Source organism: Actinoplanes lobatus (assembly GCF_014205215.1).
GTDB classification, from domain to species: domain Bacteria; phylum Actinomycetota; class Actinomycetes; order Mycobacteriales; family Micromonosporaceae; genus Actinoplanes; species Actinoplanes lobatus.
The window spans coordinates 5,092,980-5,118,025 of sequence record NZ_JACHNC010000001.1 but is presented as its reverse complement, the minus strand read 5'-3'; the positions used below and the strand labels follow the sequence as shown (position 1 = coordinate 5,118,025).

Here is a 25,046-nt window from a genome sequence, read left to right as displayed (position 1 = left end):
TCTCTCGATCACTGGGCGAGGCTGTGGCCACAGCACGCCGCCGGAGCCACGCGGCGCGGAGGCATGGGCAGCTTCCGCCAGTCCACCGCAGGCGGACCTGTCGCGCCGAGTGACGGTCCCGAGCTCAGGAGTGCTGAGTTCACATGCTTACATCCGTACGCATCAAGTTTTTGATCAGTGCCGTGGTAGCGGCCTTGGCCGCGTCGCTCACCGTGCTCGCCGTGCAGAGCGGCCCGGCCGCCGCGCACGGCAACGTCACCGGCCCGGCATCCCGCAACTACGGCTGTTTCGAGCGATGGGGCTCGGACTTCCAGAACCCGATCATGGCCACCGAGGATCCGATGTGCTGGCAGGCATGGCAGGCCAACCCGAACGCCATGTGGAACTGGAACGGCCTGTTCCGTGAGGGTGTGGCCGGCCAGCACGAGACCGTCATCCCGGACGGTCAGCTGTGCAGCGCCGGGCACACCGAGAGCGGACGCTACAACGCCATGGACGCGATCGGCGACTGGAAGGCCACGTCGATCGGCAACTCGTTCACGGTGCACCTCTTCGACGGGGCGCGGCACGGCGCCGACTACATCCGGGTCTACGTGACCAAGCCCGGCTTCAATCCGGTGACCACCGCTCTCAAGTGGTCCGATCTGCAACTGCTGACCACGGTGCCGAACACACCGGCGGCACAGTGGACCCAGCAGCTGACCAACGGCGTGCAGATGGACATCCCGGTCAGCGTGTCCGGCCGGTCCGGGCGGGCCATGCTCTACACCATCTGGCAGGCCAGCCACCTGGACCAGTCGTACTACTTCTGCAGTGACGTGAACTTCGGCGGCGCCACCAGTTCGCCGTCGTCGTCCCCGTCCACCTCGCCCTCGTCATCGCCGTCGACCTCCCCGTCGGTGTCGCCGTCGGTGTCGCCCAGCACGTCCACGCCGCCGGTGACCGGCTCCTGTGCCGCGACCCACTCGGTGACGTCGCAGTGGTCGGGCGGCTACCAGGGTGAGGTCAAGGTGACCGCGGGCTCCGCGGCGGTGAAGGGCTGGACCGTGACGCTGACCTACCCGGGCACGTCACCGATCCAGCAGGTCTGGAACGCGAGCCTCACCACCAACGGCAGTACGGCCGTGGCGACGAACGCGTCGTACAACGGCAGCCTTGCGGCCGGCGCGAGCACGACCTTCGGCTTCCTCGGCTCGGGCACGGCGGTCGCGCCGACGCTCACCTGCGCGGCCACCACCTGACCCTTTCGCATCGGCGTTCATCTTTGTTACAGTGCGATTAATGGGAGCGCTCCCAGAGATCTAGCCGTCCCCCATCCCCCAGAAACGGAGGCCAGGCAACATCCGCGTGGCTCGGCTCCGTCCACGCACGTGCTGTGACTCCACGACGGGAAGCGCGGGCGCCCCACCCGCTCCCGTCACCGCCGCCAGGCCGCCGGTTCCTCCGGCCCGAAGCGGCGGGCACTCCCGCCGCGGTCACCCCACCGCGGCAGTTCACCGGCAGCGGCACCGGGACGCCAGACGGCGTCCCGGTGCCGCTGCTGCGCTTCCCCGAATCCCGCACCCAAGCGGGTGGCCGCACACAAGACGCGGCGCGCAGGCAACCACCGACCCCATAGGGCACGCCGACACACACGACAACGCGACCGCGTGCGCCCACCTGCCGTTGAAACCGCTCGACGGCGGGTGTTCGCCCATCCCGCCGCGATTCAAGCGGCGCGGGAGTGGAGGGCGCCGTTTCCGCACGGAGAGCCACCTGGCGCACGATCGCACCACGCCGGGTGACCAGAATGCCGTCATGGCATCTGTTCAGATCGCGGTTTGCGGGCCCGCGGAATGCACCGTGGAGGAGACCGAGCGGGCACGGCGGGTCGGTGAGCTGCTCGCCGGGGCGGGCGCGGTGGTGCTCTGCGGCGGCGGGGCCGGGGTGATGACCGCGGTCGCGGCCGGCGCGCGGTCCCGGGGCGGGCTGGTCGTCGGGGTGTGGTCCGGGGACAGCCGGGCCGGGGCGTCGCCGGATCTGTCGGCGACCGTGGTCACCGGGATGGGTCAGGCCCGGAACGCGATCCTCGTCCGGAGCGCGGACGCCCTGATCAGCGTCGGCGGCTCGTGGGGCACGCTCAGCGAGATCGCCCTCGGCATGCGCCGCGGCGACCTGCCGGTGGTCGCCCTGGGCGGCTGGCGGATCACGCACGCCGACGGCACCCCGGTGCCGGGCATCCACCACGTGGACACGCCCGAGTCTGCCGTCGAGTTCGTCCTGCGCTGAGGGACCACCGATCTCAGCCCGGCGGGCGCGGCACAGGCGGGCGTGGGCAGGGGATCGCGGCTCTGTCGTACGAAATCTGGGTTTTGACCAACCGGCGGGCGGGAGGCGCGACGTTGAGCCCGCTGCCCGCCGGTGGGGTTCAGGGGGCCAGCAGGGGCACGTCGAGGCGGGCGGTCAGGTCGTCGACGGTGATCCCGTGGGTGTCGCGGACCTGGACGCCGTCGGGGGTGATCAGGAAGGTGGCCACGTCGGTGTAGACGCGGGTCACGCACGCCTTGCCGGTCAACGGGTAGGTGCAGGCCGGAACGAGTTTCGGCTCGCCGGTCTTGGTGAAGAGGGTCATCATCACCCAGACCTCCTTGGCGCCGACCGCGAGGTCCATGGCGCCGCCGACCGCGGGGATGGCGTCCGGTGCGCCGGTGTGCCAGTTGGCCAGGTCGCCGTCGGCGGACACCTGGAAGGCGCCCATCACGCAGACGTCGAGGTGGCCGCCGCGCATCATGGCGAAGCTGTCGGCGTGGTGGAAGTAGGCGGCGCCGGGCAGTTCGGTGACCGGCTGTTTTCCGGCGTTGGTGAGGTCCCGGTCGGCCTCCTCGTCGGGCACCACCTCGCCCATGCCGAGCATGCCGTTCTCGGTGTGCAGGATGACGCCGCTGTCCGGTTTCAAGTATCGGGCGATCGACGTGGGCTGGCCGATGCCGAGGTTGACGTAGGCGCCCTCGGGGATGTCCGCGGCGATGAGCTGGGCGAGTTCGGCGGTCTTCATCGCGGGACCTCCACGAGCCGGTTCACGTAGATGGAGGGGGTCACGATGTTCTCCGGGTCGAGTTCGCCGATCTCGACGATCCTCGACACCTGGGCGATCGTTAGCTTGGCGGCGGTCGCCATGACCGGGCCGAAGTTGCGGGCCGTCTTGCGGTAGACGAGGTTGCCGAGCCGGTCGGCGACGTGCGCGCGGATCAGGGCGACGTCGCCGTGGATCGGGTACTCCAGGACGTACTCGCGGCCGTCGATGACCCTCGTCTCCCGCCCCTCGGCGATCGGGGTGCCGACGCCGGTCGGGCAGTAGAAGGCGCCGATCCCGGCGCCGGCCGCGCGCATCCGCTCGGCCAGGTTGCCCTGCGGGACCAGCTCCAGCTCGATCTTTCCGGCCCGGTACATGCCGTCGAAGTGCCAGGAGTCCGCTTGGCGCGGAAAGGAGCAGACCATTTTTCGTACGCGTCCCGCGGCGATCAGCGCGGCCAGGCCGGTGTCCCCGTTCCCGGCGTTGTTGCTGACGATGGTGAGGTCGCCGGCGCCGTGCTCGATCAGCGCGTCGATCAGCTCGACCGGCATCCCGGCCATGCCGAACCCGCCGACGAGGACCGTGTCCCCGTCGTTGATCTCCTTGACCGCGGTCAGCGCGTCGGTTGTGCGTGTCTTCACTGAGTGCAGTTCTCCAGGACGACGGCGAGGGCCTGGCCCACGCCGATACAGATGGCCGCGACACCCCAGCGCTGGTTGCGTTCGCGCAGCACGTGGGCGAGGGTGCCGAGGATCCGGGCGCCGGACGCGCCGAGCGGGTGGCCGATGGCGATGGCGCCGCCGCGGGTGTTGACGATCCCCGGGTCGATGCCCCAGGCGTCGACGCAGGCCAGCGACTGTACGGCGAACGCCTCGTTGAGTTCGACCGCGCCGACGTCGGACCAGCCGATGCCGGCCTGCCGCAGCGCCTTCTCGGCGGCCTGGACCGGGGCGAACCCGAAGTCCTGCGGGTCGAGGGCGTGCGCGCCGCGGCCGGCGATCCGGGCGATCGGGTCGAAGCCGATGTGGAAGGCGGCGGCCGCGGTGCCGAGCAGCACGGCCCCGGCGCCGTCGTTGAGCGGGGAGGCGTTGCCGGCGGTGATCGTCCCCTCCCTGCGGAAGGACGGCTTGAGTTTGGCGAGCTTCTCGGCGCTGCTGTCGGGCCGGATGCCCTCGTCCCTGGTCAGGTCACCGGCCGGCACGGTCAGGGAGTCGTAGAAGCCGTCGTTCCAGGCCTTGTCGGCGAGCTGGTGGGAACGGGCCGCGAACGCGTCCTGCCGGTCCCGGGAGATGCCGTACTTCTCCCCCAGCTGCTCGTTGCACTCACCCAGCGAGATCGTCCACTCGGCCGGCATCCGCGGGTTGACCAGGCGCCAGCCGAGCGTGGTGGAGACCGCCTCCAGGTTGCCGGCCGGGAAGGCGCGGGACGGTTTCGGCAGCACCCACGGGGCCCGGGTCATCGACTCGACGCCGCCGATCACCACGATCTCGGCGTCCCCGGCGGCGATCGCCCGGGAGCCGATGATGGCGGCGTCCAGGCTGGAGCCGCAGAGCCGGTTCACGGTCGACGCCGGGACGCTGGTGGGCAGGCCGGCGAGCAGCACGGCCATCCGGCCGACGTTGCGGTTGTCCTCGCCGGCGCCGTTGGCGTTGCCCCAGTAGACGTCGTCGATGCGGCCGGGGTCCAGGTCCGGGGCCTTGGCGAGCAGGCCGGTCAGGGCGGTGGCGGCCAGGTCGTCGGGGCGCACGTCGGCGAGGGCGCCGGAGTAGCGGCCGAACGGGGTACGGGCGGCGGCGTAGACGAACGAATCGGTCACTGGTGCTGCTCCTCGTCGAGCTCGGTCAGGACGCGCTGGGCGATCCGGAAGGCGGTGTTGGCGGCGGGAACGCCACAGTAGATCGCGGTCTGGAGGATCAGTTCCTTGATCTCGTCGTCGGACAGGCCGTTGGTGCGGGCCGCCCGTACGTGCATGGCCAGCTCCTCGTGGTGTCCGAGAGCGATCAGGGCGGTCAGGGTGATCAGCGAGCGGTCCCGCCGTTCCAGGCCGGGGCGGGTCCAGATCTCGGCCCACGCGTACCGGGTGATCATGTCCTGGAAGTCGCGGGTGAACGCGGTGGTCCCGGCGGTGGCCCGGTCCACGTGCGCCGGCCCGAGCACCTCCCGGCGGACGCTGATGCCGGTCGCGCGCAGCTCGTCGAAGTGCTGGTCGAGCAGGGTGGCGACGACCTCCGGGGCCTCGGCCGGGGCCAGGTGGGCGACGTCGTCGAGGACCACCAGGCGGCCGTGCAGGACGCCGTCCGCGATGGCGGCCAGGCTGTCCACCGGGGTCGGCTTGTCGTGCCCGCCGGCCACCGCCAGCACCGGGGCGGCGATCTCGGCGAGCCGGTCGCGGACGTCGAACTCGGCCAGCGCCTCGCACGCCCGCGCGTAGCTCTCCGTGTCGGTGGCCCGCAGCGCCGCGATCAGCGGCTCGGCGCCGGTGAATCCGGGCGCGAACCAGCGCTCCCGGGATCCGGCGACCACCGGCTCCATGCCCTCGGCCCGGACCAGTTTCGCCCGGTCGTGCCACATCGGCGCCTCGCCGATCCGCGCGCCGGTGCAGAGCAGCGCGGCCGCGGTCACCCGCTCGGGCGCGTCCAGCAGGAGTTGCAGGCCGACGGCGCCGCCGATCGAGTCGCCGGCGTAGCCGAAGGCCTCCCCCGGCCGGATCCGCCCGGCCAGCGCGAGCACCTCCCGGGCCAGGTCGGCGATGGTGTACGGGCCGGTCGCCGGGGCGCTGCGGCCATGGCCGGGCAGATCCCAGCCCACCACGTGGTAACGGCCGTAGAGGCGGGCGGCGCAGCGTGCCCACAGCGTCTCGGCGGTGGTCCCCACCGACGGCCCGAGCAGCAGCAACGGCCGGCCGGGGGCGTCGGTGAAGGTGGTCGCGGTCAGCAATCTGGTCCCTCTCCGCGCCTCGGCGCGAGCTTTTTCAGGGGTACGGCGTACCGGCGGCCGGTCATCAGCGGTGCTCCTTCGCACGGGCGATGGCGGCGTCGATGATCCGGTCGGTGGTGCCCGGGTAGGGCTCGCCGGAGGCCGCGCCCGGGTTGATCGACCGCTGTTCGGCGTCGATCCCGGGCCGGGCCGCGGTCAGGTTGGCGGTCATCCAGGCGGTCTCCACCTGGAGCCCGGCCAGCAGCTCGGCGGTCTGCGAGCCGGCCGTCACGGTGCGGCGGGCCAGCGTGCGCAGGGTGGCCCATTCGACGTGCCAGCCGCCGTCCGGCCGCTCGTCGACGGCGGCGGCCGCGCCCGCGTGCACGGTCGCGGCCAGGAACGGGGCGGCCAGCGCGGCCCGCTTGACCAGGACGGACAGCACCGGGTTCTGCTTGTTCGGCATGGCCGACGAGCCGCCGCGCCCGGCGACCGTGCCCTCGGACAGCTCGTGGATCTCCGGCCGGGCGGCGACGAGCACGTCGTTGGCGATCCGCCCCCACGCGTCGGTGCAGGTCACCATGGCGTCGGCGAGGCCGGTGAGCGGCGCCCGGGCGGTGTGCCAGGGGTCGCGCACCGGCAGGCCGAGGGTCTCCGCGGTGGTCTCGATCAGGTCGCCGACCACCACCGCGGAGCCGGACAGGGCGACCGGCGCGGCCAGGCTGCCGGCCGCGCCGCCGACCTGCAACGGCAGGTCCGAGACGGCGGCCAGGCGGTCCCGGGCGTCCAGCACGCCGGTCAGCCAGCCGGCGGCTTTGAGACCGAAGGTGATCGGTACGGCGTGCTGGGTCAGCGTGCGTCCGGCCATCGGGGTGTCCCGGTGCTCCTCGGCGAGCCGGGCCAGGGTCGTGGCCTGGGCGGCCAGGTCGTCGCCGATCCGGTCGGCGGCGTCGCGCAGGCACAGCGCCAGCCCGGTGTCCACCACGTCCTGGCTGGTGAGGCCCCGGTGCAGCCAGGACGCGGCGGCCGGGTTACGCGCTCCGAGCCGTTTGCGGAGGAGCTTGAGCAGCGGGATGAGCGGGTTGCCGCCGGACTCGGCGCCGGCCGCCACCGCCGCCACGTCGTCCGGGCCGATCAGCCCGTTCAGGTCGTCCCGGGCGTCCGGGGCGGCGACGCCGTGCAGCACGAGCGCGGCCAGCCAGGCGGCCTCGGCACGGACCATGGCCGCACACACGGCCGCGTCCGTGAAGAGGTCACCGGCCCGCTCGTCACCGGGCCACAACAGATCGCTCACCGCGTACCCCTCATGCTCTTCGCCTCACCACCGGATGCCCGGAACGCGCGGCACGAACCGTGCGTCAGGCCCATGCGTCGCGAAGGCGCGGGTAGGTGAGGAAGATCGTCTCGTCGTCGCCCTGGAGGCGGATGTCGAAGACGGCGCCGTCCGGATCGCGGCGCGCGATCAGCGTGGCGCGGCGGTCCGGCGCGACCGACTCCAGCAGGGTGTCGTTGGCCAGGACGTCCGGGTCGTCCGGCAGGTAGGCCCGGGTGAACAGGCGGTCGAGCAGGCCGCGGGCGAAGACCGTGACGGCGAAGAACGGCGCCTTTCCGGGCTCGGTGGCGCCCGGTTCCAGGGTGGTGAACTGGTAGTGCCCGTCCGGGCCGGTGGCGGCGCGGCCCCAGCCGGTGAAGGTCCAGCCGTCGCGGCGCAGCGAGCCGGGCTGGCGCAGGATGTGGCCCTGCGGGTCGGCCTGCCAGATCTCGATGACCGCGTCCGGGACCGGGTCACCGGCGCCGTCGTAGACGTGGCCGTGCAGGCGCAGCGCCCGCGGGTGGCCCGGGGGGACCAGCTCGTTCATGCCGTCGTACTCCAGCCCCAGGTGGAAGAAGGGGCCGACGGTCTGCCCGGGAACCGCGCTCATTTGACTTCTTCCTCGGTGTCGGACTCCAGCGGAGTGCGGTGGGTGCCGGTGAGAACGATGTCCCAGCGGTAGCCGGTGCTCCACTCCGGGGTGGTCACGTCGTGGTCGTACTGGGCGATCAGCAGTTCCCGCGCCTTGGGGTCGGTGATCGACTGGTAGATCGGGTCGAGCGGGAACAGCGGGTCGCCCGGGAAGTACATCTGGGTGACCAGGCGCTGGGTGAAGTCGGTGCCGAAGATCGAGAAGTGGATGTGGGCGGGCCGCCACGCGTTGATGTGGTTGCGCCACGGGTACGGTCCCGGCTTGATGGTCTGGAACCGGTAGGTCCCGTCCGGCCCGGTGAGCATCCGGCCCACTCCGGTGAAGTTCGGGTCGTGCGGCGCCGGGTGCTGGTCGCGCTGGTGCCGGTAGCGGCCCGCGGCGTTGGCCTGCCACACCTCGACGAGCTGGCCGGCGACCGGGCGGCCGTCGCCGTCGAGGACCCGGCCGGTGACCACGATCCGCTCGCCCAGCGGGGTGCCGGCGTGCTGGATGGTCAGGTCGGCCTCGTCGTCGGCGACGTCACGGTGACCGAAGGCCGGGGCCCACAGCTCGACCGCCTCCGGGTCGATCAGGTGTGCCGGCTGCTTGGGGTGCCGGAGGATGCTGCTCCGGTACGGGGCGTAGTCGATCTTCGGCTGGGGCCCGCCCGATTGCTGGGCCGCCGCCTCGATCTCCCTGTTGATGTCAGCTTGTGACGACTCCATGTTCACGCTCCGGACGCTAGGCGGAAACGCGGCCCGCGGCGATACTCTTCTTCCACTGAACGGAAGGAGGATCCGTGGGGGCCACTGTCACGTCCCGCGCGCTGGCCATCCTCGGCGCCTTCGACGGCGAGCACCGCAGCCTCTCCCTGACCGATCTGGCGCGCCGTGCCGATCTGCCGCTGGCGACCGCGCATCGCCTGGTCGGTGAGTTGCAGCGGTGGGGTGCGCTGGCGCGCGAGCCGAACGGCGAGTACGTGATCGGCCGGCGGATCTGGCAACTCGGGCTGCTCGCGCCGGTGCAGAGCGGCCTGCGCCAGGCCGCGTCCCCATTTTTGCATGATCTGTACGGAACCACCCTCGCGACCGTGCACCTGGCCGTCCGTGACGGTCTCCAGGTCCTGTACGTGGAACGCCTGGCCGGCCACGTCTCGGTGCCGGTGGTGAGCCGGGTCGGGTCCCGCCTGCCGATGCACGCCACCGGGGTCGGCAAGGTGCTGCTCGCCTACGCCCCGGAGGAGGTCCGCATGGAGGTGCTCCAGAACCTCACCCGGATCACCGCCTACACCGTCACCCAGCCCGCCCGCCTGCTGGAACAGTTGCGCCGGGTCCGCGCCGAGGGGTACTCCACCACCGGCGAGGAGATGAGCCTGGGCGCCTGCTCGGTGGCGGTGCCGGTGCGCAGCGGCGACACCGTGGTGGCGGCCCTCGGCATGGTGGTGCCCGACCTGCGCCGGCAACTGCCCCGGCTGGTCTCCGCCCTCCAGGTGGCGGCGCACGGCATCGGCCGGACCCTCACCGGTGATCCTTCCATTCAGTGGAAATAGGGTCTTGTGTCCCGGCGGTTCGGGACTGAACGCTGGGGGCATGCGTACCCAGGTCGCCATCATCGGCGCCGGCCCGGCCGGACTTCTGCTCTCCCACCTCCTCGCCCAGGGCGGGGTCTCCTCGGTGGTCCTGGAGACCCGCTCCGAGGAGTACGTCGCGGCCCGGATCCGGGCCGGCATCCTGGAGCACTCCAGCGTCGAGCTGCTGGAGTCGGTGGGGCTCGGGTCCCGGCTGCGGGCCGAGGGTGACCAGCACCGGGGCATCTACCTCCAGTGGCCGGGCGAACGGCACCACCTGGACTTCGTCGACCTGACCGGGCGCAGCGTGTGGGTCTACGGGCAGACCGAGGTGCAGAAGGATCTGATCGCGGCCCGCCATGCCGACGGTCAGGAGATCCACTACGAGGTGTCGGGGGTCGAGCTGCATGACGTGACTTCCGACCGGCCATATGTGATATTTACCGATAAATCTGGACAGATGCAGCGCCTTGATGCCGCTTTCGTGGCCGGTTGCGACGGCTCGTTCGGGCCCAGCCGGCAGGCCGTGCCCGCCGCGAAGGCGTATGAAAAGGTCTACCCGTACTCCTGGTTCGGGATCCTCGCCGACGTCGCCCCGTCCACCGACGAGCTGATCTACGCCTGGCACCCGAACGGCTTCGCCCTGCACTCGATGCGCTCGGACAGCGTCAGCCGCCTCTACCTCCAGGTCCCCAACGGCACCGACCCGCGGTCCTGGTCCGACGACCGGATCTGGGAGGAGCTGTCCACCCGGCTCGGGCACGGGCAGAACGGCTGGAAACTCAACCCCGGCCCGATCACCGACAAGAGCGTCCTGCCGATGCGCAGCTACGTGCAGACGCCGATGCGGCACGGCAACCTGTTCCTGGCCGGCGACGCGGCACACATCGTCCCGCCGACCGGCGCCAAGGGCCTCAACCTGGCGATCGCCGACGTGGCAATGCTCGGTAAGGCACTCATCGCGTCACTGAAGGAGAAGAACCCGGCGCTTGCCGACCGTTACTCGGACGACGCGCAGCGCCGGGTCTGGCGGTGCACCCACTTCTCCTGGTGGATGACGACGATGCTGCACACCTCCGGCGACCCGTTCGACGCCGAGCTACAGCTCTCGCAACTACGCTGGGTCGCCGGCAGCCGGGCCGGAGCCACCGGCCTCGCCGAGAACTACGCCGGGCTTCCCATCGGGTACTGACCCGCCCTCCGGCGGATCGGTGGCCGCGATGGTCGGCGGCGGCGGAGCGTGGTCGACGGCCTCCCGGTAGGTGCCGGTCGGCAGGGTGGACGGGCTGGCGTCGGGCGGGACTTGCCCGTTCGGCGCGGCCGGCTCCCGGGCCAGCAGGCCCTTGGCCAGTGACGCCACGGTGGCCAGGAACGCCACGTTCAGAGCGGCGTTCCAGTCGAAGGCGGTGACGTCGAAGACGCCCGCCGTCATCGAGCCGGCCAGCGACGACAGGAACGTCTTCGCGAGCCGGACCAGCAGGTCGGGCCAGAAGGCCAGGTTGGTCATCTTCGACAGGTACTGCACTCCGGTGAGGACCATCGAGGAGATGAACGCGCCGATCGCGATGGTGACCGAGTACTTCCATGGCAGCTCGGTGACCGAGCTGACACCTCCGGCCAGCAGCGTCGCGATGAACACCTGTCCGGCGGACCAGCCGGCCCGCTCCAGAAAATCGAGTAAAACTGCACGCCACTTGGGCACAACCTGAGTCATGACATCGACGCTTCTCGCTTGATAGATCAGTGGGAATCAGCTGAACGGATTAGTTCGCCGCACCCCACCCCGCAAGAGATATCGATGGATCCCTAAGGGGCATCACCGTTCCCCCGCTGCGGCCGTAGCCTTAGTGTCCACATTGTCGGCTACATCTGGGGGATTCGATCGATGCGGTGGCTCAACGACCTGCTCGGCGGCTTGCCGTGGGCGCTCGTCTGTCTCGTCGTCGGCGTGCTGGTCACGGCTGAGACGGCACTGCTCGCCGGACTGGTGCTGCCGGCCGCCACCGCCCTCGTCGCGATGGGCCTGCTCGCCAACGCCGGGGTCGTACCGGTCGGCCCGGCCCTGCTCACCGCGGTCGCGGCCGCGGTCATCGGCGGCAACATCGCCTACTGGCGGGCCGGAACCGCGCCGGCCACCGGCAGACAGCGCGCCTGGGACCGGGCCGAGAAACTCTTCCAGCGGCACGGCGGACGGGCCGTCTTCCTGGGCCAGTGGGTGGTGGGGGCACGCACGCTGATGCCGCGACTGGCCGCGCGCAACGGCGTACCCCGAAAGGTCTTCATGGCCTGGCACACGCCGGCGGCGATTCTCTGGGCCCTGTGGATGGTCGGCGCGAGCTACGCGGCCGGCGCCTCCTACGACGTCCTTGCCGCGCGCGCCGGGCGCGCCGCGGGCGCGCTCGCCGCCCTGACGGTGCTCGTTCTCGGTCTGACGCTGGCGGGCCGCTGGTTCGGACGACACCCCGATCCGGTACGCGCGATCGCGCGCCGTTTCCGTCCCAAGCCGCTGCCGGCCGGCACCGCCACCGTGGTGAGCCTCGTCCTGCTCGTCGCGCTGGCGGTCCTGCTGATCGCGGTGATCCCGCCGGTGGTGCGGTTCAGCGGGCTGTCCGCGGTCGACGAGACGGTGGCCGCCTGGACGCGTTCACAGTGGACCTCCGACGGCTACTTCGCCGCCCTCCAGATCGCCACCTCCCTGGTCCCGGAGATCCTGGTGATCCTGGCCCTGATCATCGCCCTGGCCCGGTGGTGCTGGCGCGGATTCGACCTGCGCGCCTTCTTCCCCGAGGTGCTCGGCCCGATCCTGCCCGCCGTCGTCCTCGCCGTCGTGCTGGCGGCCACCGCCGACCCCGGCCGGCGGACCACCGGCGACATCCCGTTCCCGCCGGCCGGCGAACTCGACGGATCACTGCCCCTGGACGCCCAGGTGATCGCCGTACACAGCATGCCGGCCGGGCAGACCGCACAGGTGGCGGCCGCGGCCGGGCTGCTCGCCTGGCTGGCCGTACGGGGGCTGCCGTGGAAGTGGCGGGTCACCGTCTGGACGCTCGCCACCGGGTACACCCTGGTCTGCGCCGGTTCGTGGGTGTACCTGAACTGGAGCGACACCAGCGTGACCGTGGCAGCGGTGGTCCTCGGAGTCGCCTGGGCCGCCGTCAACGCGGCCGTCTGGTCCAGCCGGACCGACGGCGGAACGCCCGAGCCCCGGCCGGAGCCGGCGGTCCTGTCAGAATCCACGATGTGAGCCAGGTTCACGTCGTCTACGCCCATCCCGGCCCGGAAAGCTTCACCCGGGAGGTGCTGGACGCGTTCGTGGGCGGGCTGTCGTCGTACACCGTCTCGGATCTTTATGGGTCCGGCTTCCAGCCCGTCCTGAGCGCCGCCGAATACGCGCGGCTGGCCTCCGCTCCCGTGCCCTGTGACGTGGCCGCGGAGCAGGAGCTGCTCGACGCGGCCGAGGTGTGGGCGTTCGTCTACCCGGTGTGGTGGGCGGACTGCCCGGCCATGCTGAAAGGCTGGTTCGACCGGGTGTGGACGGCCGGATGGGCGTACAAGCCCGGGTGGGGGCGGGTGGCGCGGCGGGCGGTCGTGCTCTGCACCGCCGGACACCCCGTCGCCGAACTGGAGAAATCCGGTGTCCACCAGGCCATGCGGACCACCATGGTCACCGACCGCATCGGCGCGCGGGCGTCCTCGTCCGACTTCGTCGTCCTGGGCGGGTCGGTCCTGGCCGAAAGCGACCCCGCCGGGTGGGCGTCACTGAAGGCCGACCACCTGGCCCGCGCCGCCTCACTGGCCCGCCCCCTCTGAACGCCGGGTTTCAGCTCTTTGGGACGGCGGGTCTCAGCAGGTCGCGCAGCCGTCGGTGGGTTTCGCCGCGGCCGGCACCGTCGGAAGAATCGTGCGGCTGCGGCCCGGGCGCGGATACGCCTCCGCGGCGGCCGCCAGCCGGGCCGCGTGGTCACGCTGCTTCTGCCAGTGGCCGTAGAGGGCGCCGCGCCGCGACAGCCGGTCCACCTCACGGATCGTCTCCGGATCGACGTCACCGGGCGGCGCGTCGCGCCACGGGGTCCCCGGCAGCGGCATGAAGGTATGCGCGTGGATACGGGCGCCGAGGTCGGCCAGCTCCCGTGCGAGCGTGAGCGAGTCGTCGACGTCGTCCTGGTTCTCGCCCGGCATGCCGAAGATCATGTCGACGTTGATCCGGAAGCCCTCCTCGATCCCGAGCCGGGCGGCTCGCATCACTTCCTCGACGCTGTGGCCACGCTTGGCCGCGTCAAGGACCCGGTCGGAGCCGGATTGGGCGCCCACGATGATGTTGTTGTTGTCGCAGTACTTCTTCACCAGCCGCAGCGCCTCCCGGCTGACGTGCTCGGGCCGGATCTCACTCGGGAACGACCCGAAGAAGACCCGCCCGTTCGGCCCGATCCCCTCCCTGCAGGACGCCAGCAGTTCCTCAACGGCGTCGAGATTCGGCTCGTCCGTCTGACTCCCGTAACTCAACGCGGTCGGCGTGATGAACCGGACGTCGCGCAGCCCACGAGCCCGCATCTGATCGACGTGCCAACGAACGTTCTCGATGCTCCGATGCCGGAACTTCGCCGAGAACATGAACGGGGTTTGGCAGAATCTGCAGGCGTAGATGCAGCCACGGGTGATTTCGAGGGCGTTGAACTTGTCCCACTTGAGGGCGAAGCCCGGGAAGTCGTTGAGGTCGCGCTGTTTGGCCTTGCCGGTCCTGATCAGGTTGCCGGTGGCGTCCCGGTAGGCCAGGCCGGTGATGCCCGTCGGGTCACCTTTCGCATCGACCAGGCTCAGCAGGGTCGACTCGCCCTCGCCGATCGCCGCCATGTCCCAGCCCGCGTCCAGCGTCTGCACCGGCTCCGCCGTCGCGTGCACTCCCCCGGCCAGATGGGTGACGTTCGGAGCGTCGGCCAGCGCCCGAATCTGCTTCAACTCCTCCGCAAGCGCGGCCGCGTCCGGCGAATAGAACGACCACAGCACGTAAACCCGCGCCCCGCTGGCGACGGCATCCCGGATCTGGGCCGCCGCACTCTCGACATCCTCCCCGAAACGCACCTCGTAGCGGGTAGCGGTCTCGTGCTGACCGAGCGCCCCCAGAAGCGCGTGAAAGCCATACGTCACCGCTTTGCGGTAGCGCAGCACCAGGACCAGCTCAGGACCACCCATACCGCGATTTTGCCAGGTCCTGGAGAACAAGTTCCGAGCCCATGACCCTGGCCAACTCGCCCTCTCAGGTCCATCGATCGGGGACATGGCGGCCGCTATACATCGACGGAACGGGGGTGACCGAGCCGGTGACCGCGGCTCAACTCCGCAGGTAGGCCAGGACCGCGAGCACCCGCCGGTGGCCGTTGGTCGTGACCGGCAGGTCGAGCTTGCTGAAAATGTTGCCGACGTGCTTGTTGACCGCCGCGTCCGTGACGTGCAGCCGCTTGCCGATTGTGTCGTTGGAGCGGCCCTGGGCCATCAGCGCGAGGACCTCGAGTTCGCGGGCGGTCAGCCGCTGCCTCGGGTCCGGGCGACGGCTGATCAACTGGCGAACCACGTCGGGATCGACGACCGTCGCCCCGGCTGCGACCTGTTCCACTGCGGCGTTGAACTCCACGACCGCGCCGACCCGGTCTTTCAGAAGGTAACCGACGCCCTGGCCGTCGTCGGAGTCCAACAACTGCGCCGCGTACGACTGGTCCACGTACTGGCTGAGGACCAGCACGGGCAGGCCGGGGAAGGACTGGCGCAGGCGTACGGCAGCCCGCAGCCCGTCGTTGGCGTTACCCGGCGGCATCCGGACGTCGGTGATGACGATGTCCGGGCGCCGAGCCTCGACGGTCGCGGTCAGCGCGACGGCGTCCGCCACCGCGTCGATGACCTCGTGCCCGAACCGGGCGAGAATGCTCACCAGACCCTCCCTGAGCAGGGCGGAGTCCTCGGCCAGGGTCACCCGAAGGGGCATGGGATCTCCATCAGTACAAGAGTCGGGCCACCCGGCGGGCTGGATATGCGCAGGCTTCCGTCCAGCACTGCCAGCCGGTCGGCCAGGCCGGTCAGCCCGGTGCCGCCGGAGACGTCCGCGCCGCCCACACCATTATCCCTGACCTCCAGGACCAGGATGTCGGCGTGGTGCCGCCCGATCAGGTCGACCCGGGTAGCGAGGCTGTGCTTGGCCACATTGGCCAGTGCCTCAGTGACGGCATAATAGGCTGCCGTCTCGACCGGCTGCGGCAGCCGCCCGGTGAGCCGCAGGTCGAGCGAGACCGGCACCGGGAACCGGCTTGCCGCCTCCTCGATCGCCGCCACCAGCCCATTGTCGGTGAACACCAGCGGATTCAAACCCCGGACCAGGTGGCGCAGGTCGGCCAGCGCCAGGGTGAGCTGTTCCTGCGCTGACTCGATCTCCCGATGCAGCGGGGAGTCCTCGGGCACGTCCAGCATCATCAGGCCCAGCATCACGCTGAGCGAGACGAGCCGCTGCTGGGCGCCGTCGTGCAGGTCGCGCTCGATACGAACCCGTTCAGCCTCGAATCCGTCGAGTAGCCGCGCCCGCGACTCGCTGATCTCCTTCAAGTTCGGGTCTACCTCGGCATCTCGTGGCGCGAGAACGATCCGGCACAGCGTCGCGCGAGCACCCGTCCAGGCTGTCAGTGAATAGGGTGCGGCAAGCAGCAACAGCACACCGAGCACCGCCCAAGGCCAGGCCGGCGGGTCGTCGATCGGCGCGCCGATGCACAGTGCCGGCACCACGAAGGCCAAGCCCAGGACGGCGATGTCGACCCACCAGAGCGCGGTCAGGGAAATCACCATCAGGATCAGCTCACGCCAGGTCGCCGGCTCCGCCAGCCGGCAGCGTAACCAGGCGCGCAGTCCCGGCTGTTGCGGTGGCCGGTGTGGTTCCTGGAGCCCGTCCAGGTCCACCAGCCGCAACCGCCACCGTTCCAGGCGGGCGAAGGGCAGTCCCATCAACGCGGCGGCCAGCAGAAGCACAGCGCCGACGCCTACGACGACCGTGAGGATGCCGATGGTGACCACCGCGACGAACAGGAACATGGCCACGGCGCCGGCGAGGACGCCCGAGATCAGGTAGAGCAAGGCTCGCCATGGCCAGGCCGAGGTGAGGAATCCGACCGGTTGCAGGGCCATCGCCTGCCAGGCGGTCCGACTGCGCAACCCGCCGCTGCTTCGCATCCCGCCACGGTAGGTCATCGACCGAGCCAGGCACGGTAGTGCGCACTCTACCTAAAAGACTATTCCCAGGATCAATGTGTGCCGACCGGTGATGCGGTCGGATTGAGGTATGACTGCGACGCGAGACTCGTCCGTGCTGACAGCGGTGGAACTCCACGCCGTACACAAGGTCCATCGGCGGGGCACCCAGGAGGTCCGGGCGCTCAACGGTGTGTCCATCGGCTTTCCGGCGGGTACCTTCACCGCGATCATGGGCCCCTCCGGTTCCGGCAAGTCGACATTGCTGCAATGCGCCGCCGGGCTGGCCGAGCCCACCGCAGGACGGATCCTCGTCTCCGGTGAGGACATCGGCCGCATGGACGAGCGCGCGCGCACCGCCCTGCGCCGGGAGCGGATCGGCTTCGTGTTTCAGGCGTTCAACCTGGTCGCCTCCCTGACCGCGGCACAGAACGTGGAGTTGCCGCTGCGCTTCGCCGGTCGCCGCCCCGACCGCGCCGAGGTGGACCTTGCGCTGTCCGCGGTTGGCCTGGGCGAACGCACCGGACACCGGCCGAGCGAGCTCTCCGGCGGTCAGCAGCAGCGGGTAGCGCTGGCCCGCGCGCTGATCACCCGACCAGATGTGTTGTTCGCCGACGAGCCGACCGGCGCACTCGACACCACATCCGCACGCGAGATGCTCGCGATGCTGCGCCGGCTGGTGGACCAGCAGGCGCAGACCACCCTCATGGTCACCCACGATCCGGTCGCCGCGTCGTACGCCGACATGGTGGTCTTCCTGAAGGACGGCCGGATCGCCGACCGCCTGGAGCTCGAACCGGCCGACCGGACGAGGCCGGGCCGGATCGCCGCCCAGATGGCCCGGCTGGAGGCATGATGCTGGCCGCCGCCAACATTCGCGAGCACTGGCGTTCCTTCCTCGCCACCTTCCTCGCCGTCGTCGTCGGCGTCGGACTGATCGCCGCCACCATCCTCCTCTACGACTCGGGCCGCCCCCGGCCCCAACCACGGGTGGCCGGAGCTCCGGTGCTGGTGGTGTCTGATCAGGCACGCGACCAGAACGGCATCCTGAGGGACCGCGTCCCGTGGAGCGAGGACGAGGCCCGCGACCTGGTCCAGCGGTTGGGCGCCATCTCCGGCGTCGAGGCCGCGATCATCGACCGCAACTTCTACGCCCAGGCCTTCGAGAACGACGAGCCGGTGCCCGACGAGGCCACGATGGAAGCCGGGCACGGCTGGTCCAGCACCCGGCTGGCGCCGTACGAGCTGACCTCAGGGCGGCCGCCGCGATCCGACACCGAGGTCGTGGTCGGCACCGATCAGGGGAAGGCCACCGGAACCCCTCTCGCGGTCGGTCTCACCGACGACGTGCACATCTATACGGTGACCGGGACCATCGAAGGCCACGGCTTCTACTTCACCGACGCCGAGGCCGCCCGAAGGGACACCGGGGTCACCACGATCGGACTGCTGGCGTCGGCGGGCGCCTCGATCGAAAGCATCACTGACCGGGCCGGCAGCATCGTCGGTGACGGCGGCTCCGCCCTGGCCGGCGACGCTCGCGGTGTCGTGGAACCGGCGTTCGTCACGCACAAGCGGTTCCTGGGTGCCCAACTGATCAGCGCCATGGCCATCATGGCGCTGTTCACCACGATCTTCGTAGTCGCCGCTACCCTGGCCCTGGCCACCGCGCAGCGCCGCCGCGAAATCGGCCTGCTGCGCACGATCGGCGCCGACCCGCGCCAGATCCGTCGCATGGTGCTCGGCGAGGCGGTCATCGTCGGCCTGCTCGGCTCGATCGCCGGCTGCCTGGCCGGCTGTCTCGCCGCCCCGGCCGTTCTGGCGATTCTCTACCGGCTCGACGTCGTACCGCCCGGCTCCCGGGTCATCATCTCGGCGTGGCCGCTGCTGACCGCCACCGTGGTCGGCACCGGGACCGCCGTGCTGGGCGCCTGGGCGGCCAGCCGCTCCGCCTCTCGGGTGGCGCCGATCGAAGCTCTGCTCGACGCCCAGACCGAACAGCGCCCGATGGGCCGGGGCCGGCGGATCGGCGGGCTGATGACCTTCGGGCTGGGTGTGGTGCTGGCCTTCGTCACCGCAGTCGGCGCTGCGGACCGCCGCGTCAATCTGGCGATCGCGACCTCGATGTGCCTGATCGCCGCCGCGGCGCTGCTCGCACCGATCATCATCGGACCGGCCGTCCGCCTGGTGACAGCGCCGTTCGCCCGGCGGTCCTCCGGCGCGGGCTCGATGCTCATCCGAGCCGAGCTGCTCAACGCGACCCGGCGGGCCGCGTCCACCGCCGCACCGGTCATCGTGGCCATCGGCTTCGCCGTTCTGATCAGCGGGCTGGTCGACACCATGCGGCAGGCGTACCCCGCCGAGATCACCCAGCAGCTGGCCGGGCAGGTACTCATCGACCCCGGCAACGCGCCCGGGCTCAATGACGCGGTGGTCCGGGAGAACCCGGACGGCAGAGCCTCGCTGCCGACCCGGTTGTTCCTGGCCCGGGAGGACAACGGGACCGTCATCGACGGGGTCGGCTCGCGAGATCCCCGCTGGTCGAAGCCGGGCGAAGCAGTACTGGACACAGTAATGGCGGAATTCCTGAAGGTTCAGGCCGGCTCGACGGTCACCGTACGGTTCGCCGACGGCCTCGGCGCGCAATTGCGGGTTGCCGAGGTGCTACCGCCCGACCAGGCCCGTGGTTCCTTCGTCCTGTCCCGGGAGACGATCCGCGAGCACGACCCGACGGCCCTGACCGACAACATCTTCATGACCGCCGACCAGATGCCGGCAACCCTGAGCGCGGGAGCCCGATTGCAGAACGCCGAGCAGTTCGCGCTGGAGGAGTACAACACCGACGCCGAGCTGACGGACAGCCTGGCCATGATGCTCACAGTGCTGGCGGTCGGCTACAGCGGCCTGGCCGTGGCCAACAGCATGGCCATGGCGGGATACGGGCGGCGCAACGACTTCGCGGTGATGAGGTCGACCGGCGGCACCCGGCGGCAGCTGCTGCGCTTCGTGATCGGCGAGACCGGGCTGCTGGTGCTCATTGGATCGGCGCTCGGCCTGCTCGCCACCCTACCGCCGTTGGCTGGCGTCGCGTCAGGCCTCGGCGCGGAGACCGCCACACCGGTGTCGATGCACCTCGACAGCGGCACCCTGACCTGGGCCGTTCTCGGCAGCCTGGCCATCGCGACGGCCGCGAGCGCCTCCGTGACCTGGAACGTCCTGCGCCCCCGCACCGCTTGACCGGGCGCACCGCCGGAGCCCGAGAGCAGCCCTGTCAACGGGCAAGGACACCTGGACTCGGAGGAAAGGATCGCAGCGCCATGGACTTCTACACCTACACCCCGCACGACGCGTACATCCCGCTCGAACGTCTCGGCCTGCCGCTCGACGCCCTCCTGATCCAGCTCGGGCTCCTGGACCCGAACCATCTGCACCCCCTGATCCACTCGGCCCTGTTCCCGTCCGCGACCGAGTCTCCGGCCGGGCCGCCGCGTCCCGGCCACCCGGCGACGGACCCGGTACGGGTGCAGTGCGGCGGCGCCTGGCACGAGGTCCGCTGGCAGGACGGGCGAGTCCACATTCCGCACAGCGAGCAGGAGGAACAGCACGAGACCACGCTGGTCGCGCTCGGCGGCAGCCGAAGCGGCTGCTTCGCCGCCAAAACCGCCATGGAGAACGGTCCCGCCGGACTGCCCCGTCAGCGCTTGGGCCGCACCGACTTCCCGGATCCATGGGCGCCCACACCCGTGGCGAGGATCGTCCCCCCGCCCTCGCCCCCGCCCAGACCTGCCCGCCAAGCCCAACTACCACGCCGCCTGCACGAGCAACGCCGCGAACTGATGCGGCTCGCGCTGCACGGGGACACCGAAGGCGTGGTGTCGCTGCTCGACGCCGGCGTCTCCGCACACACGCGCGACCATCGGGGCCGCACCCTGCTCCACTTCATGGCGCACCTACGTGATCTCACCCTGCTGGAACGGCTTCTCGCCGAAGGCCTCGACGTCGAAGGCGCCGACGTGGCCGGGGTGACCCCGCTGGTCGCCGCCGCCTACGGGATGGGCGACATCGCGTTGATCCGCGCCCTGATCGCTGTCGGTGCCCGTCTGGACGCGACCTTGGAACGCACCGGCGAACCGATCACGGCCTGGCTGGAGACGGCCCGGCCGGACGTCTTCGCCGCCATCACCGACCTGGAGGACCCCGCGGCCGTCACAGCCCGGCTCGACTGGAGGCGCCAGACGGACGAGTCGGCCCGCGCAAATGCCGAATGGCACAGCCGCAATCCTTGATCAGCTGAGTGCGAATCCACTCCGGCCAGGGCTCGGCTCGTCAGTCAGGGAGGGCTTGCCGGCTCCGAAGGCGTCCGGGAATGTGCCGGCGTGCCGACCGGGGTGACAGCCACCGGTTCCATTGCGGTGACGGTCACCCCGGCGGCACGCCGGCCGCCCGTCAGGGCTGGACCGAGAATCTGCCGGCTACCCCGCGGAGTTGGTCGGCGGTCGACCCGAGCTTCCGTACGGAGTCGGCGGTCGCCGCGGTCGCGGCGGCCATCCGCTCGGTGGACTGCACGTTCGCGCTGGCGAACGCACCGACCTCGTCCAGTGCGACCCGCAGCGAGGAGGTGCCGGCGGCGATCCGCTCGAAGGCGCCGCGGGCGTGGTCGTCCACCATCCGTACGGCGTCGCCGCTGGTCCGCTGGATCTCGGCGACCAGGTCCGCAATGGACTGTGCTGAGGCGCCGCTCTCCTCGGCGAGCGTGCGGACCTCGCCGGCCACTACCGCGAAGCCGGAGCCGTGCACACCCGCGCGGGCGGCCTCGATGGAGGCGTTGAGCGCGAGCAGGTTCGTCTGCGCGGCGATTCGGGTGATCGCCTCGACGATCCCACCGATTTCCTTGGACTTGATGTCGAGCACACGCATCACATCGTCCAGCTGCTGCACGGTCGCCATGCCGCCGGTGACCAGATCGACGGTCTGCTCGGCCGCGTGTTGCGCTTCCTGGACGAGGGTGACCTGCCGTCCGGCGTTGTCGACGACCTCGCTGGAGGCGCCGCGTACCCCGTCGGAGACCTCGGTCAGGTCCTGGGAGGCTTCGTCCAGGGCATCTACGGCGGAGTGAACCTGCCCGATCGAGTCGTTCAGGTTCGCCACCATTGCCGCGAACGCCTGCCCGAGACGGTCCTGCTCCGACTTCGGCCGCGCGTTGACGGCCAACTGGCCCTCGGCCATCCGCTGCGACACGTCGGCTATCCCGGTCAGGTACTCCACCATCCGGTCGAAGGCGGCGGCGACCTGGGCGATCTCGTCGTCGGTCGTGGTCTCCACCCGTTGCTCCAGATCACCGCGGGCGATGCCCTCCGCTGCCTCTGTCAGGGTGTCGAGCCCGTCGGTGATCCGCCGTGACAGCGTCCGCCAGACCAGGAACGCGACCGCCACGGCGATCGTCAGTAGCACCCCGAGCAGGCTGAACGCGACGATCGCGGAAAGCTGGGAGGCGTCCCGGTCCGCGTTGGCGATCTCCGTGGCGGTGGTGCGCCAGGACTTCACGTCGTCCTTGAGGGCGTCCCACAGCTCCTCGCCCTGACCGTCGTCGAACGTGTCCCGCGCGGCCTCGTCGTCGCCCTTGTCAGCCAGCGCCGCCTCACCGGCGGTGGCTTTCACGTACCCGTTCCAGTGCTCCTCGAACGTCGCCAGTGCCTTCGTGCTCGTGTCCTCGACCGGCAGCTTCCGGTAGTCCGCGAAGAGCTCCTTCATCTCCGCGTCCTCCTCCTGCATGGAGGTCAGCGTGTCGGCGCGCGCCTCGTCACCGGCGGGCAGCGCCAGGTACTGCCACTGCTCCTTGCGGTATTCGTACATCAGCGCATTGATGCGGCCGACGATCTGCTCACCCGGCACCGAGGCGTCGGCGAGCGAACCGACCCGCCCGGTCGACTGCCCGAGGCTGACCGCGGTCACCACGGCCGGCAAGACCAGCAACGCCACCACCACGGAGAAGCCCAGGCGCATCGAACGCCGGATGGGCAGCGTGGTCAGGACCCGGTTCATCGTGAGGGACTTCAGAATTCGAGGCATGGCACGTCTCTCATTCTCGGGGGCAAAATGTCCGATCACTCATCCCGATCGACATCCCGGCCCGCATTCTGACCTCAACCCCTATCGAGTTGCTGGATAAGTGCTGTGAGCCTGATCCGAAACAGCGGCGGCGCAGCCGGGATTCCTCAGTGGCCGCGTACACCCGGATAGGCGCGGAATGTGTCATTTCTCACCCGGCATTCGTGACCGTCCATACCAGATATTGGAGGCACGTGTCCGATTTGATATCATTGGGTACGAGGCGACGGACAGGGTTGTCAGGTTTAGCGAGATTTGTCAGTTCGGAAATCATCGCCGCTCTCGGAGGTCGGTGGCTGTCAGGTCGCGGAGACCTGTCTCCGGCCTGGACTCGCCTGCCCGGCCGGTCGGGCGGCCGGGCAGTCCACGCGGTGGCGGCTCGTCAGGGCCGGTGGCGCAGGGTGAGCGGGAAGGTTCCCTCGCCGACGCCGGTGAGTGTGCGGGTGTACTGCCTCAGGTAGGTGTCGAGGAACGGCGATCGGTCACCCTGGGTCGGCACGTCGAGCCGCGGGTTCTGCAGCGCTAGGTTCAGCCGCGCGCGGGTGATCTCGATCGTGTTGCCGCTCGGGGTGTCGCGCCAGTTACCGCTGCCGATCGTTCCGATCTGCACACCCAGCTGGTGGCCTGCCTCGAAGGTCCAGTCCGTGGACTTCAGGTCGAACGCCACCCGGCCCGCTCGTTCGATCAGCGCCACGTTCTCGTCGAACATCACCGCGGTCCCGTCCGGGGCGACGTCCCACAGCCGCACCATGACATTGCCCAGCGCGCTCGCGTGCAGCGTGATCTGCGGTGTGGCAGTGATCCTCAGCCGGGACTCGACCGGCGTGGACCAGGTGAAATAGTTCGACGTCGGCGCGAGACCCTTGGCGGCGGGCGGAGCGGGATCCGTGTAGTGCTCCATGTCCCACTCCTGACCGGCGGGCGCGGCCAGTGCCGAGGCGATTCCGTCATCGACGTACTGCCCGTCGACCAGGGCCGCGCTGGTGTGGGAGGACGGCGTCGGCCAGGTCGGCTGGGCGCGCCACGCGCCGGTGTTGTCCTCGACGGCGTAGGCCGGGTCGTGCACCGCCGGGCGGATGCCCAACAGGTAGCGGTCGTAGAAGCGCATGACCTCGTCGAAGAACCCGGCGCGGCCCATGAGCAGTTGGCCCTGATTGTTCGTCTCGTTGCCGCGGACGTGCTCCCACTGCCCCAGCCAGCCCCGCTCGACGCCGTGGTGGTTGTCGAGGAATTCCTGCATGTCCTCGGGCTTGGTGTTGTTCTCGATGAAGCCCTGCGTGACGAAGAGCGGGGTGTTCGTGCCCCTGGCCTGGGCGGCGAGGTTGCGGGCGCGCCAGTAGGGCGAGTCGAGATCGGGATTGTTGTTGTTCGTGAGGTTGTCGGCGAGGCACTCGGGGTGGCTCTGCTCGTACGCCGCGTTGGCCTGGTAGCGGGCGGTGTCATCGGGCAGCGGCGCCATCGTGGCGATGCCGTTGTAGGCGTTCGGGGTGCCGGTCACGTTGGGACGGGGAACCCCGTTGCTGAACAGGTAGTTGTACATGTCCCACACCGGCTCCTGAGCCACGACGGCTTTCAGTGCCGGCAGGCGCAGATTGTTGCCGACGAGCCCGGTGACGGCGTCGTACGACTTGCCGTACATGCCCACCTTGCCCGTCGACCACGGTTGAGTCGCCGCCCACTGGATCGCGGCCTCGACGTCGGCCTGCTCACCCGGGCCCACCCAGTCGAGGCAGCCGGTGCTTCCGCCGAAGCCGCGCAGGTCGACCATGACGTAGGTGTAGCCGCGGGCGAAGAGGCCGGTGCCGCTGGTGAAGTCCGCGAACCGGCTGGACGGGCCGGTACGGGTCCACCCCTCCGGTCCGGTCTGGCCCGCGTGGCTGAAGTACGAGCTGACGGCGAGGATCACCGGCGTCCGGGCGCGCGACGGCAGGTGCGCCGGCCGCAGGACGTCGGCGTGGAGCTCGACGCCGCTGTTGTCGGCGGACGGGAAGTAGGCTTCCGTCCACACCGCACCCTCCGGTACGCGGGGGTTCTCCTCGTGGGTGACGCCCGGTGGGGAGACAGCGGCGGCGGCCGCCGGGCCACCTACCGCGAGAGCGGCAACCGTGATCAGCGCTCCGGCCGCGGCTGCTGCCCGTCTGCGTAAACTCATCCGACCTCCAAACATCGAACATCATCTGTGCCGCCCCTGACGCTAGCGCGCCGGCGTGCAGGATCACGCCCATTGAGAGGTGTCGAT

General features: G+C 70.5%; 22 protein-coding genes. 9 read left to right on the top strand and 13 right to left on the bottom strand.

Annotated elements, in window-relative coordinates; all coding sequences use genetic code 11:
- Nucleotides 1-143 precede the first annotated feature (143 nt).
- Both BJ964_RS23575 and BJ964_RS23570 read left to right on the top strand, forming a co-directional pair.
- Nucleotides 144-1,241 (top strand): lytic polysaccharide monooxygenase auxiliary activity family 9 protein, encoded by a 1,098-nt coding sequence (locus BJ964_RS23575; RefSeq protein ID WP_188122701.1) that lies wholly within the window; start codon nt 144-146, stop codon nt 1,239-1,241.
- Between the two features lie 556 nt (nt 1,242-1,797).
- Nucleotides 1,798-2,268 carry an SLOG cluster 4 domain-containing protein gene (locus tag BJ964_RS23570; protein WP_188122700.1) on the top strand — a complete coding sequence of 157 codons (471 nt, stop codon included), beginning with the start codon at nt 1,798-1,800 and terminating at the stop codon, nt 2,266-2,268.
- A gap of 139 nt (nt 2,269-2,407) precedes the next feature.
- Here BJ964_RS23570 and BJ964_RS23565 read toward each other — a convergent pair whose 3' ends face one another.
- From BJ964_RS23565 to pcaH, 7 genes are all read right to left on the bottom strand, one after another.
- On the bottom strand, nt 2,408-3,034 hold the full coding sequence (locus BJ964_RS23565) for a 3-oxoacid CoA-transferase subunit B (RefSeq protein ID WP_188122699.1): 627 nt from the start codon (nt 3,032-3,034) through the stop codon (nt 2,408-2,410).
- Nucleotides 3,031-3,693: a 3-oxoacid CoA-transferase subunit A gene (locus BJ964_RS23560; RefSeq protein ID WP_188122698.1), complete on the bottom strand. Its 663-nt coding sequence runs from the start codon at nt 3,691-3,693 to the stop codon at nt 3,031-3,033. The genes BJ964_RS23565 and BJ964_RS23560 overlap by 4 nt, the downstream gene beginning before the upstream one ends.
- On the bottom strand, nt 3,690-4,868 hold the full coding sequence (locus tag BJ964_RS23555; RefSeq protein WP_188122697.1) for a thiolase family protein: 1,179 nt from the start codon (nt 4,866-4,868) through the stop codon (nt 3,690-3,692). The genes BJ964_RS23560 and BJ964_RS23555 overlap by 4 nt, the downstream gene beginning before the upstream one ends.
- The gene (gene pcaDC / locus BJ964_RS49685) at nt 4,865-5,989 is read right to left on the bottom strand and encodes a bifunctional 3-oxoadipate enol-lactonase/4-carboxymuconolactone decarboxylase PcaDC (protein ID WP_188122696.1); all 1,125 of its coding nucleotides are present in this window, start codon (nt 5,987-5,989) and stop codon (nt 4,865-4,867) included. Before pcaDC ends, BJ964_RS23555 begins: the two co-directional genes overlap by 4 nt.
- A 64-nt stretch (nt 5,990-6,053) precedes the next feature.
- A complete protein-coding gene (locus BJ964_RS23545; RefSeq protein WP_188122695.1) occupies nt 6,054-7,259 on the bottom strand; it encodes a lyase family protein in 1,206 nt (401 codons plus the stop codon).
- 64 nt (nt 7,260-7,323) lie between these two features.
- Nucleotides 7,324-7,887 (bottom strand): protocatechuate 3,4-dioxygenase subunit alpha, encoded by a 564-nt coding sequence (pcaG, locus tag BJ964_RS23540; protein ID WP_188122694.1) that lies wholly within the window; start codon nt 7,885-7,887, stop codon nt 7,324-7,326.
- The gene (gene pcaH / locus BJ964_RS23535) at nt 7,884-8,633 is read right to left on the bottom strand and encodes a protocatechuate 3,4-dioxygenase subunit beta (RefSeq protein ID WP_188127118.1); all 750 of its coding nucleotides are present in this window, start codon (nt 8,631-8,633) and stop codon (nt 7,884-7,886) included. The genes pcaG and pcaH overlap by 4 nt, the downstream gene beginning before the upstream one ends.
- A gap of 74 nt (nt 8,634-8,707) precedes the next feature.
- Here pcaH and BJ964_RS23530 point away from each other — a divergent pair, with 74 nt between their 5' ends.
- Together BJ964_RS23530 and BJ964_RS23525 are read left to right on the top strand one after the other, a co-directional pair.
- Entirely contained in the window at nt 8,708-9,457 is a 750-nt protein-coding gene (locus BJ964_RS23530) for an IclR family transcriptional regulator (protein ID WP_188122693.1), read from the top strand.
- Nucleotides 9,458-9,497: 40 nt separating this feature from the next.
- Nucleotides 9,498-10,667 carry a 4-hydroxybenzoate 3-monooxygenase gene (locus BJ964_RS23525; protein WP_188122692.1) on the top strand — a complete coding sequence of 390 codons (1,170 nt, stop codon included), beginning with the start codon at nt 9,498-9,500 and terminating at the stop codon, nt 10,665-10,667.
- Here BJ964_RS23525 and BJ964_RS23520 read toward each other — a convergent pair.
- Nucleotides 10,590-11,189 (bottom strand): holin, encoded by a 600-nt coding sequence (locus tag BJ964_RS23520; protein ID WP_188122691.1) that lies wholly within the window; start codon nt 11,187-11,189, stop codon nt 10,590-10,592. The genes BJ964_RS23525 and BJ964_RS23520 overlap by 78 nt on opposite strands.
- A 171-nt stretch (nt 11,190-11,360) precedes the next feature.
- Between BJ964_RS23520 and BJ964_RS23515 the strand changes: the two genes are divergently transcribed.
- Together BJ964_RS23515 and BJ964_RS23510 are read left to right on the top strand one after the other, a co-directional pair.
- Nucleotides 11,361-12,719, top strand: a complete 1,359-nt coding sequence (locus BJ964_RS23515) for a DedA family protein (protein ID WP_188122690.1) — start codon at nt 11,361-11,363, stop codon at nt 12,717-12,719.
- A complete protein-coding gene (locus BJ964_RS23510; protein ID WP_188122689.1) occupies nt 12,716-13,285 on the top strand; it encodes an NAD(P)H-dependent oxidoreductase in 570 nt (189 codons plus the stop codon). The genes BJ964_RS23515 and BJ964_RS23510 overlap by 4 nt, the downstream gene beginning before the upstream one ends.
- Before the next feature lie 33 nt (nt 13,286-13,318).
- On the opposite strand, the gene BJ964_RS23505 is transcribed toward BJ964_RS23510, so the two are convergent.
- The 3 genes from BJ964_RS23505 to BJ964_RS23495 form a co-directional block, all read right to left on the bottom strand.
- Nucleotides 13,319-14,665 (bottom strand): TIGR04013 family B12-binding domain/radical SAM domain-containing protein, encoded by a 1,347-nt coding sequence (locus BJ964_RS23505; RefSeq protein WP_188122688.1) that lies wholly within the window; start codon nt 14,663-14,665, stop codon nt 13,319-13,321.
- Nucleotides 14,666-14,804: 139 nt separating this feature from the next.
- Nucleotides 14,805-15,440, bottom strand: coding sequence for a response regulator transcription factor (locus BJ964_RS23500; RefSeq protein ID WP_203832738.1), 636 nt, complete (start codon nt 15,438-15,440; stop codon nt 14,805-14,807).
- Complete coding sequence (locus tag BJ964_RS23495) at nt 15,437-16,681, bottom strand: sensor histidine kinase (protein WP_188122686.1); 1,245 nt, start codon at nt 16,679-16,681, stop codon at nt 15,437-15,439. The genes BJ964_RS23500 and BJ964_RS23495 overlap by 4 nt, the downstream gene beginning before the upstream one ends.
- Before the next feature lie 145 nt (nt 16,682-16,826).
- Here BJ964_RS23495 and BJ964_RS23490 point away from each other — a divergent pair, with 145 nt between their 5' ends.
- The 3 genes from BJ964_RS23490 (at nt 16,827) to BJ964_RS23480 (ending at nt 20,985) form a co-directional block, all read left to right on the top strand.
- The gene (locus tag BJ964_RS23490) at nt 16,827-17,555 is read left to right on the top strand and encodes an ABC transporter ATP-binding protein (RefSeq protein ID WP_188127117.1); all 729 of its coding nucleotides are present in this window, start codon (nt 16,827-16,829) and stop codon (nt 17,553-17,555) included.
- Nucleotides 17,555-19,936 (top strand): ABC transporter permease, encoded by a 2,382-nt coding sequence (locus tag BJ964_RS23485; protein ID WP_188127116.1) that lies wholly within the window; start codon nt 17,555-17,557, stop codon nt 19,934-19,936. Before BJ964_RS23490 ends, BJ964_RS23485 begins: the two co-directional genes overlap by 1 nt.
- An 80-nt stretch (nt 19,937-20,016) precedes the next feature.
- The gene (locus tag BJ964_RS23480; protein ID WP_188122685.1) at nt 20,017-20,985 is read left to right on the top strand and encodes an ankyrin repeat domain-containing protein; all 969 of its coding nucleotides are present in this window, start codon (nt 20,017-20,019) and stop codon (nt 20,983-20,985) included.
- Nucleotides 20,986-21,145: 160 nt separating this feature from the next.
- On the opposite strand, the gene BJ964_RS23475 is transcribed toward BJ964_RS23480, so the two are convergent.
- Together BJ964_RS23475 and BJ964_RS23470 are read right to left on the bottom strand one after the other, a co-directional pair.
- On the bottom strand, nt 21,146-22,768 hold the full coding sequence (locus tag BJ964_RS23475) for a methyl-accepting chemotaxis protein (RefSeq protein ID WP_188122684.1): 1,623 nt from the start codon (nt 22,766-22,768) through the stop codon (nt 21,146-21,148).
- Between the two features lie 421 nt (nt 22,769-23,189).
- Nucleotides 23,190-24,959, bottom strand: a complete 1,770-nt coding sequence (locus BJ964_RS23470) for a CocE/NonD family hydrolase (RefSeq protein ID WP_188122683.1) — start codon at nt 24,957-24,959, stop codon at nt 23,190-23,192.
- Nucleotides 24,960-25,046 lie beyond the last annotated feature (87 nt).